General features: G+C 54.9%; 6 protein-coding genes. All 6 read left to right on the top strand.

Annotated features, from left to right (window positions below; genetic code table 11):
* Positions 1-288 precede the first annotated feature (288 nt).
* The 6 genes from AC559A_RS18545 (at position 289) to AC559A_RS18520 (ending at position 5982) form a co-directional block, all read left to right on the top strand.
* On the top strand, positions 289-1071 hold the full coding sequence (locus AC559A_RS18545) for a SapC family protein (RefSeq protein ID WP_498819184.1): 783 nt from the start codon (positions 289-291) through the stop codon (positions 1069-1071).
* Positions 1072-1168: 97 nt separating this feature from the next.
* Positions 1169-3115 carry a DUF6077 domain-containing protein gene (locus tag AC559A_RS18540; protein ID WP_498819183.1) on the top strand — a complete coding sequence of 649 codons (1947 nt, stop codon included), beginning with the start codon at positions 1169-1171 and terminating at the stop codon, positions 3113-3115.
* Positions 3116-3241: 126 nt separating this feature from the next.
* Positions 3242-3562 carry a hypothetical protein gene (locus tag AC559A_RS18535; RefSeq protein ID WP_498819182.1) on the top strand — a complete coding sequence of 107 codons (321 nt, stop codon included), beginning with the start codon at positions 3242-3244 and terminating at the stop codon, positions 3560-3562.
* Positions 3562-4485 carry a transposase gene (locus AC559A_RS18530; RefSeq protein ID WP_498819181.1) on the top strand — a complete coding sequence of 308 codons (924 nt, stop codon included), beginning with the start codon at positions 3562-3564 and terminating at the stop codon, positions 4483-4485. Before AC559A_RS18535 ends, AC559A_RS18530 begins: the two co-directional genes overlap by 1 nt.
* A 70-nt stretch (positions 4486-4555) precedes the next feature.
* Positions 4556-4849, top strand: a complete 294-nt coding sequence (locus AC559A_RS18525) for a SapC family protein (RefSeq protein WP_498819180.1) — start codon at positions 4556-4558, stop codon at positions 4847-4849.
* A complete protein-coding gene (locus AC559A_RS18520) occupies positions 4846-5982 on the top strand; it encodes a dimethylarginine dimethylaminohydrolase family protein (RefSeq protein WP_498819179.1) in 1137 nt (378 codons plus the stop codon). Before AC559A_RS18525 ends, AC559A_RS18520 begins: the two co-directional genes overlap by 4 nt.
* The last annotated feature ends 498 nt before the right edge of the window (positions 5983-6480 follow it).

The raw sequence follows: 6480 nt of genomic DNA, 5'->3' as shown, positions 1-6480 counted from the left end.
CAAGAGATCAAAGCCGAAACCTCAAAATTGGCCCGGGAGTTCCTGAAAACTTTTCTGCCCCAATACAAAAATCTCGGTGTCTGGGAGTAGGTCCGAACACGGCAATGTGGCGTAAACAGGCTCAAGGCAAACCTGGAAAAACCACATAACGCCTCAGCCCACCCGTTTCCTTGCCGGACCAGCCTCGGTTCTATACAATTGATACTGTCACCCAGGACAGCCCAAGCAGGCGTCCACGGCACGTATCCAATCACAACCAGAGATCGAACATCTTCAGAGGAACCCCATATGCCCAACTACGTTCTCGTCAGCAAGGAAACCCACTCGCCCAAACGCTGGAAGCGCTATGAATCCTACGTCTATGCCATGTCCCAGCATGTACTCGGCCTGGTGGCCGCTGAATTGCCCAAAGCGGCACTGGCGTTTCCCATCGGCTTTCTTCAGCAAAACTCCGAATTCTTCCCGGTTGCCCTGCTCGGCCTGCACCCCGGCAAAAACCTGTTCGTTGCCGCCAACGGGCAATGGGTGGGCTCATACGTTCCCTCCGCCCTGCGCAGCTATCCCTTTCAGTTGGCTCGAACCGAGGATGGCCAGGCCATGCTCTGCGTGGACGAGGACTCTGACCTGATCACGGACGGGCCTGACGGAGAAGCCTTTTTCGACGACACCGGCGAACCATCGGAAGCGGTCAAGCAGGTTCTGAACTTCCTCAATCATGTGGAGCAAAACAGGGTGGCAACGGCATCGGCCTGCGCGACCTTGGCCAGACACGACCTTATTGTTCCCTGGCCGATCACCATCAAGACGGAAACCGGCGAGCAAAACATCCAGGGGCTGTACCAGATTGACGAGTCCAAACTCAGCCAGTTGCCCGACGAGGCGTTCCTGGAACTGCGCAAGTCCGGTGCCCTGCCCATCGCCTACTGCCAGATGCTTTCCATGCAGCACCTGCCCATGCTCGGCAAACTGATCGAAGCCCACGCCAAAGCCGACACCCAAATCCAGACCGCGCAGAGTGGGGGAATCAAGGCGGAAATCTCTTTTGATGATGATATGATCAGATTTTCGTGAGGTTTTTTGGACGCCGCAATAACCATCCTGCATACGGGTAGCGGCTTTACCGATGCCGCGCCGACATGAATAGGCCGGGCTGCATTTCCATACCAGCATGACCATCCGATATACAACCATGGTGGACATGGTTTTGCTGTTGATCGCCCTGTTCGGGTTCTGGACGTTCCATGTTCAGCTTTGCACGTTCACGGGCGCTGACTATGCATTTGCAAGGCGTTTCGCCTTTTTTCCCGTACTGCTGACGGCGCTTTTCGCCGTGCTTCTCAAGGGCGGCTCCCAAAAAAAACAGCCCGAAGATCAAACGGATACAACACGTTCCGTGGAGCCAGCGCCCATCCCCTGGCTTTGGCTTCTTGTCCCGATTTGCGCGGTGACCGTCTATCAGTTGTGGGGATCGGAATGGGCATTTTGGCTGCTGGCCGCGCCTTTTCTGGCCATCCTGGCCTTGGCTGGCGACAAATCCAATCCGCTCTCAAGCCAATCCCACCCCGACGTTCAATGCCATGAATTGATCGCCTTGACGGGCTTGTGCGCGATCAGCGCGGTACTTGTCATGGGCGTGAACCGGCCTGATCCTGATGATGCGTTTTTTGTCAGCCTGGCTACCGCGGCCATCAATCATCCCCACCTGCCCCTGTACGGCGTCGACAACCTGTACCGCGACGGGCTGCCGTTGGTGGAGCAGCACCTGCACCTTTTGCAAAGCCACGAATACCTCGCGGCGCTGATCGCCGATTTCCTGGGCACCCCGGCCGCATTTCCCTATTATGTGCTCTTGCCCGCCTTCTGGGCTGTGGTCGGCACGGCGGCCCACTGGGTGGCGCTTCGCCGCTTTCTGCCCCCGCTTTGCGCACTGGTCGGCCTTGCCGCCATTATCCTGCTTTTGGCGTTCTGGGGTGATGGGAACCGGACATTCGGCAACTTCAGTTTCGTGAGAATGTTTCAAGGCAAGGCCGTATACCTCTGGGTGGCCCTGCCGATGATCTTCTACACGGCATACTCCTTTCAAAAGGCTCCCACTTTTCAGAACTGGCTCAGCCTCATGTTGGCCCAGGGCGCGGCTATAGGCTTCACGACCAACGCCCTGGTGGTCGGGCCGATGGCCGCCGGGCTTGTTCTTGTTTCCGGCATGCTCGCCGATGCCTCGACCTGGAAAACGACCCTCAAGGGCCTCTGCGCCAGCTTGCCGCTCGTGGTCGCCGGAGTCGGCATGCTGCTGGTGGTGCGCCAGTATCACGGGCCGGAACAGTTGGACCCGGTTCTTCTCGGCTACGCCACGGTCCTTGGTGAACAGCGCACCGGCATTGTTCTTGCGGGGCTGCTCGCGCTGCCCTTGCTGGCGCGTTGCGCACAACTGCCCGGATCGGCTTGGCTTTCCAGGTATGTAGCCGTGTCTGGAATAATCTTGCTGTTTCCATTGACAGGCTGGCTGTTCAGCTCGCTTTTGGCCCCGGTATTCAGTTGGCGCTACTTTTGGTGCTGGCCGGTTCCCTTGCTTCTGGGCTTGTCCGTGGGCATGGCATGCTGCGTTAAAATTCCCTATCCCCACTTTCGAAGAGCAGCCGCTCTTTCCTTTCTTGCACTGTTCGTACTCGCCGGGCCTGACTCCGTGACCTCTCGGAACTTTTCCCCCGTGCATATCGGAGAGTACAAGGTACCGCCGTATTACCACGTAGCCCGGAAAATCGTTGACCTCAGTCCACGGGAGGGCTTGGCCCTGGTTCCCGAACCCTTGGCCGCATACGTAACCGGATTCGACGATGCCCCGCCGCTGGTGGGAGTACGCTTGCTGTACCTGCGCAAGCTTCAGGGAACCATCCCCGACGATGACCTGAAGGAACGAATAGCCCTATTGCGATACGTGGGTGGAGACATCAGCGACATGAGCGTTGAGCAGTTTGTCGCGGCGATCAAACAGCGAGGAGTGCGCTTCCTTGTTGTCCACTCCAAACACGCGAAGGCTGTGTCTTTGGCAAAAAAACTCGTACAATTGAACTTTTCCGTAATTGAATATGACGACTATCTGATATTTACCGTCTGACGGGAACGAAGCTGTTTTGCTTGTTCGTGAACTTGCCTTGCGCCAACCTCTCCCCTACGATCTGCCTCCATGAGCGAGATCAAGGGACGATATCCGATGTAGCCTGGATTATGTCAAAGGAGCCCCATGACCAATCTCAAGGTAACCATTGGCTTCTCACCACAGAACATCGCACCGATGAACCAGGTGGAAGCCATCCAGAGCAACTTCCAGGAGCTGGGCGCATATCGGGAGTATATCTACGATCTGCACTTCCCCCACTACAATCCCCAGATTTGCGCCAGCGGCAGGCCGGTCAACTCCAAACTGTCCCTGGACCAAGCCCGTGACCTGACCTTTGGGATGACTTCCTGGGGAATGGTGCCAGGTTTATTTTTCTTGACTAGCCCCTCCCCTCCCGCTAACCATCACTTCACCCCTCAATCACCCCGACCAAGGAGCCTCTGATGGGTCGCATCCCTCGCTTCGTCCGCCACGACCAACCCACCGTCTACCACATCATGTCCCGCACCGCCCTGGACGGCTTACCTTTGCAGGACGTTGAGAAAGACCACCTGATGGCCACGGTTGCCAGACTGTGCAAGGTCTATTTCGTTGATCTTCTGGGCTTTTGCCTGATGGGCAACCATTTTCACCTGGTTGTCCGGATGAACCCGTCAGATGACCTGACTGACGAGGACATCACCGAGCGCTACAAACTGCTCTACGGCAAAGAATCCAGGATCATCCCCTGCCAAATCGACGACTTCCGCAACCGCCTGACCAGCCTGGGTGACTTCGTGAAGGACATCAAGCAGGGATTCACCAAGGCCTACAACAAACGCAAGAAACGCTGGGGCACATTTTGGGGAGAACGGTTCAAAAGCGTGATCGTCGAGGAAGGCGAAACCCTCGTGAATCTGCTGGCCTACGTGGACCTCAACCCGATCCGGGCCGGGATCGTGGACAAGCCCGAGGACTACCGCTGGAGCACCCTGGGCTACCTGATACAGCGCGGCAACAAGGACGGCCTGATCGATCTGAACCTGGGCATGCACGAATGGAACGAGTTCAATCCCACTGAGATTATTCGCAAATATCGTGAATTCGTCTACGAAACCGGAGCCATGGATGCAGGCAAAGGCAAGCGCCTTGATCCCGAACTGGTCAAGCAGGAACGCAAGAAAGGTTACCGGTTGAGCCGAACAGACGTATTCCGCCACCGCTGCCGCTACTTCTCCGATTCCGGGATCATCGGCTCAAAAGAATTCGTGGCCGAAGTGTTCGACGGCGTGAAACATCTGCTGGATTCCAAGGATGAACGGAGGTTTACGCCGGTTGGAGGTGTTGATGGAGTGTATTCGATGAAGAGGCTTGTCGGTGCGGGGTAAGCCGATAGCTGGTTTGCCCTCTCGTAGTTGAAGAGGTAAAATGATCTTTTCGTTTACAAGGAGAGACCTCATGCCCAACTACGTACCCGTATCCAAAGAGTCCCACGCAACTAAACGCTGGAAGCGCTTCGAATCCTACGCATTCGCAGCCGGAGAAACCTTCTTACCCCTGGTAGCCGCCGAGCTGCCCAAAGCCGTCACAGCATTTCCCATCGCCTTTATTCAGCAAAATGACCTTTACTTCCCCGTAGCCTTGCTGGGCTTCGAGCAAGGCGAGAACCTGTTTGTTGCCGCCAATGGTCAGTGGGTGGGCGCATATGTGCCTTCGGCCTTACGTAGCCAATGCCTTGGAGGAATGTCATGAAAAATATGATCGTGGTTTTATGTATGGGGTTTGCGTTTGGATGTTTCCAGATTTCTGCCCGATCCGTAAACGCGGCGGAGCCTTCTGTTTATGTTGATTACGAATACGGCGATCTCAAGGAAGTGATTGTCGGCCTGCCATACGGCATGTCACCATCTTTGGAAGCAAAATGGTTTGACAACGCGCTCAAAGTATTGCCGAAAGATGAAGCAGATTACGCGCGCAAGACAGCGGGGATGCTTTGGACGGAGATGATCAACCCTGAGACGGGGAAAAGCGAAACACAGATGCTGGAGGAGGAAAATCAGGCCTTCATCGCCATCTTGAAGTCTCTGGGCGTCAAGGTTTACCGCCCGACAGAAATTACCGTCGATTTTATCAAGGAATTTTACGGCGAGGATGTGCTCTTAAACGGGTTTAGCCAGGACTTCCCCCGCGACAACCTGGCCGTCATCGGCAGCAATGTCATCGAGTTCAATTTGCGCACGCCGATTCGCAAGGTGGACATCTCCGGATTTCGGGATATTCTGGCCGAAAAATGTTCCGACCCGAAGGTCAAATGTTTTTCCATGCCGCACACGGAGCTTCTTAAGCCCGCCCGCCCAGATACTCCTTTCCTGGAAGGCGGCGATGTTATCGTGTTGGGGAAAACCATTTTGGTCGGCAATACGCAAAATCCCAGCGTAGGTTCCAATGAGGCAGGCTACCGGTGGCTTCAAAACATTTTAGGCGACCAATACACGGTGAAACGCGTTCGGCTTATTGAAAGCGTGCTACATCTGGATTGTGTGCTTTCCGTGCCGCGCCAGGGGTTGGCCATTGTTGCCGAAGAGGCCTTCGTTGACGGCCTGCCGGAAGCGCTCAAGGGCTGGGACCTGATCAGGGTAAGCCTCAAAGATGTTCAGCGACTGGCTGTCAACGGTGTTCCCGTCAATTCCGAAAACTACATTTTGTCGTATAACCGACACAATGATAACCGTACCATCCAAACTGAGCTTGAAAAACGGGGCATCAAAGTTCATCGTGTCTTTTTCGGAACGCACAACGGGCAGGGAGGGTCGCTGCGCTGCGCAACCCAGCCGCTAAAGCGAAAGCTCGCAATGACAAATGCGTATGAAAGTCAAGGAAAGTGAAAAATACTTTCGCTCTATCAGGATGTTTTAAAGACGAAGTTAATGATGAAATAGTGATGGGAATTATGTATTTTAATTTTTGAACAGTTCACTGCTTGCACGAACGCGGAAGGTGCGTATCACCACAGCACAGAGGATGATGAATTTCTTGATCTTCAAGCACCCATCGCCGCGTTAGGACTTGGACGCCCAGAGGCCTATCAGGTGCTACGGCTATTACGGGACAAAGCCGAGTTCGCCGGGTGGAACATGGAGATTCCTGCTCAGTGGTTGAAGCCGCTGGAGTATGGGAAGGCTTTGGGGGTGCAGTAACGTGGAGCTTGTGGCCAAGCACTCTTGCATAATTGTAGCTGTTCGATTACAGTTTGTTTTCATGTATGTGATCAAGCGCACCGAAGATTTCTGGTTCTTCGACGTTGGACGTGGAAATGCTATGGAACGAGTAGTTCCCTGATGGGTGCTCCGATCAGGTAGATCACAGTGATGAATGTCATCTCG

It is taken from the genome of Desulfonatronum zhilinae (assembly GCF_900182865.1).
Classification (GTDB): Bacteria; Desulfobacterota; Desulfovibrionia; order Desulfovibrionales; family Desulfonatronaceae; genus Desulfonatronum; species Desulfonatronum lacustre.
The sequence above is the reverse complement of the archived record's forward strand: the minus strand, read 5'-3'. Positions and strand labels throughout refer to the sequence as shown.

Excerpts from the sequence above, each read along its gene's own strand:
- AC559A_RS18530 (WP_498819181.1), top strand. The coding sequence starts at position 3,562 with ATGGGTCGCATCCCTCGCTTCGTCCGCCACGACCAACCCACCGTCTAC.
- AC559A_RS18545 (WP_498819184.1), top strand. The coding sequence starts at position 289 with ATGCCCAACTACGTTCTCGTCAGCAAGGAAACCCACTCGCCCAAACGC.
- AC559A_RS18540 (WP_498819183.1), top strand. The coding sequence starts at position 1,169 with ATGACCATCCGATATACAACCATGGTGGACATGGTTTTGCTGTTGATC.
- AC559A_RS18535 (WP_498819182.1), top strand. The coding sequence starts at position 3,242 with ATGACCAATCTCAAGGTAACCATTGGCTTCTCACCACAGAACATCGCA.
- AC559A_RS18520 (WP_498819179.1), top strand. The coding sequence starts at position 4,846 with ATGAAAAATATGATCGTGGTTTTATGTATGGGGTTTGCGTTTGGATGT.
- AC559A_RS18525 (WP_498819180.1), top strand. The coding sequence starts at position 4,556 with ATGCCCAACTACGTACCCGTATCCAAAGAGTCCCACGCAACTAAACGC.